2 protein-coding genes are annotated in these 2,846 nt (G+C 37.8%); one reads left to right on the top strand and one right to left on the bottom strand.

What is annotated here, in order from left to right; all coding sequences use genetic code 11:
• Positions 1-1,259: carboxylesterase family protein (locus PLE34_RS21345; RefSeq protein WP_324560503.1), on the bottom strand; the 1,259-nt coding region annotated here is incomplete at its 3' end.
• Between the two features lie 688 nt (positions 1,260-1,947).
• Here PLE34_RS21345 and PLE34_RS21340 point away from each other — a divergent pair.
• A partial coding sequence (locus tag PLE34_RS21340) for a glycosyltransferase family 2 protein (RefSeq protein WP_324560500.1) occupies positions 1,948-2,846 on the top strand: 899 nt, incomplete at its 3' end.

Here is a 2,846-nt window from a genome sequence, read left to right as displayed (position 1 = left end):
GACTTAACGCTACCATCTACGGTTACACTATTGGTGGGAAGCGTTATAACCTGGTAGTCGCCGGCGTTTGACTTAAGCGCTGTACCTGTTGATCCGGGGGCAGGATTTACAGTAATATACACGGAAGATGTTGAAACATTGCCGTTCTTGTCAGTTATTTTCAGTTGGAATCTGTAATCTCCGGCTTTATTCAATCCGGTTATTGATGTTTTAAGTGAAGTGTGAGCCGCAATGGTAGTTGTGGCAGGCCCTTCTTTTTGCGTCCATAAAAAAGTGCTGCCTGCTGGATAAGTGGACTTAACGCTACCATCTACGGTTACACTATTGGTGGGAAGCGTTATAACCTGGTTGTCGCCGGAATTGGCAGCTAATACAATGGATGGTGGAGGTGGAGGTGGTGCAGGCTGAGGCGACGTCCCTCTTTTGTAAGACAGCATCCATTCGTATACATTTAAGCCACTTTCCCTAAAATTGGGATCATATGCTTTCGTCCAGGCATCATGTCCGTTTTGCTGAAAAACAGTAATTTTAGCTTTCGGAGAACTAATAAGGGCGTTTACTGAACTCAAAAGATCCTGAGCTTTAGGTAAAGAAATATATGGGTCGCCGGAATTGTTTAAAAACCACATTGGAAGCCTTGCGTCGGTTATATTAGCAATACCTGATTTTGTTCCTGATGCTCCGGAGCAAACGAGAGTTATCGCTGCCAGCATATTCGCCCTGTCTTTAGTAGATGCAGGAAAATCCCAGGATCTCTTTCCACCCAGGCTCAAACCGGTAAGATAGATTCGTGAAGCATCCACTCTGTAATGTTGTATACAATAATCAATCATTGCTTGAATGGCTTCTATCTGACCCGAACTAGCCTTAAACTGGGGGGATATCACAATAAAAGAATGCTTCTCGCCTCCAACGGTAAAAGATGCAGGAAATGTCCCGGCATTAAGCAACTTAGGAATAGCGTTCTTCAAAACCAAAGGAAGTTGGGTTGTACCATTCCCTAATTCTCCAACACCATGGAGGAAAATTAATACAGGATATTTTTTTGTGGGGTTAGAAGCGTAATCAACAGGCAGTGATTCGTAAAATCCTCCTATTTGAGCATGTACATTAGCAGTAACAGCTTTTTGCGTTTTTTGATATTGCGCAAAACTGCTTTGACTATTAAAAAAGAAAAAAGAAAAAAAGAAAAAAAGAAAAGGAAAAAGATTTCTTTTTGGTACGTTGAGCAACACATTGCTCTTTTGGTTCTGGTTCATGATTTTTCAGGAAATAAAAGGGGTTTAAAAATATTGTACGGTTTAAATATGCCTAATGAGAGGATTATTATTCATAGTAGGCACATAATGCTTTCCTGCGGGGAAATCTTAAGTAGATCTTACGCATAGTAACTGGATTTAGTATGTTTATAAAAGAGTGAAGAAGACTGCAAGTATTATACCAATTAGTTAATAAATACTAAAAGTGGAAAACTTTCAATAAGATGAACTATGATTTAAATGTTTTTAATAAAATGCCTATTCATTAAAAATAAAAAAATCATCTTCTTATATCTTTTGTTTAAAAAACCAATAATAAACTGTTGTTTAAATGCCCGACAATTCATTTTTTATCCTTGTTTTAAATATCAAACGATAAAATCTCAACCGGCAATCAATGGATAATTAAAAAAATAACATGTTTATTATATTGACATATATACAGATAGTCAAATAATCCGTAAATATGGAGCGATACCCGTTCTCCCAACCCTTATGATCTCTACTTCTGAAAATCATATATTTGTTACTTTTACACCACCTATTCATAATAACCCATTACTATTTCTGATATCCTGCATTCAGTAAACCGGTAAACTTGTTGCTTTACCCTGTATTTTGAAAGACTACATTTAAATCCTTTATTTCTCAGCCCGTATTATTTAATTAATAATCAAAGAGAAATAATATGCAGGAAAAAAAATTTATCCTCGTAAAAGCGAAGCCCTTAGTATCTATTATCACGCTTAACTGGAACCAAACGGAAATCACATGTCAGTTTTTAGAATCCGCCCGGAAGCTCCTTTATACACATTATGAAATACTGGTTTGTGATATGGGCTCAGCCACAGACCCCACCCTGCAAATTATTGGAGGCAACTATCCCAATACACGTATTATAAAAACAGATGCCGGTGCTGACAATGGCGTAAACCGGGCGATCAAGCAGGCAAAAGGAGATTTTATATTACTGATTAACAATCATACGGAACTTACTGAAAATACATTAGATGATCTGTTAGCACCCTTTTTAACAGATCATCTCCTGGGCGTTACCTGCCCAAAAATCCGTTCCTTTCACAAAAAAAATGAGATACAATATGCAGGGTACAACGCCCTGAACAGGTTAACAGGAAGGAAAACAATTATAGGTTACAAAAAAGAAGACAAGGGACAATACGATATTCCGCTGTACACGCATGGCGCTTACAGCGGGGCCATGATGATCAAAAAAAGCGTAATTGAACAGGCTGGCATGCTTCCCAGGAATTTTTTTATTTATTTTGACGATTCCGACGTAAGCGCACGCATATTGAAAAAAGGATACAAGATCTTATACCAGCCAAAAGCTGTTGTTTATAATAAAGCGCCATTACGCCCTACAGAAAAAAGCGCCACTGCTGTATATTATAGCACCAGGAACCGTATTCAGTTTATGCGCAGGAACAGTAATCTTTTACAATTTGCCGTTTTTGTATCCTTTTTCCTGCTTTTAACAGTACCGGCAGCCGCCATCAGGTTTCTGTTTAAAAGACAATTTACCCACCTGCAATCTTTTTTTAAAGGAATATGGTGGAATGTAAAAAT

Origin of the sequence: Agriterribacter sp. (genome assembly GCF_035445465.1) — a bacterium.
In the GTDB taxonomy this organism is placed as follows: Bacteria; Bacteroidota; Bacteroidia; order Chitinophagales; family Chitinophagaceae; genus Agriterribacter.
Note: the sequence above shows the minus strand (reverse complement) of the source record. Positions and strands in the feature narration are given on the sequence as shown.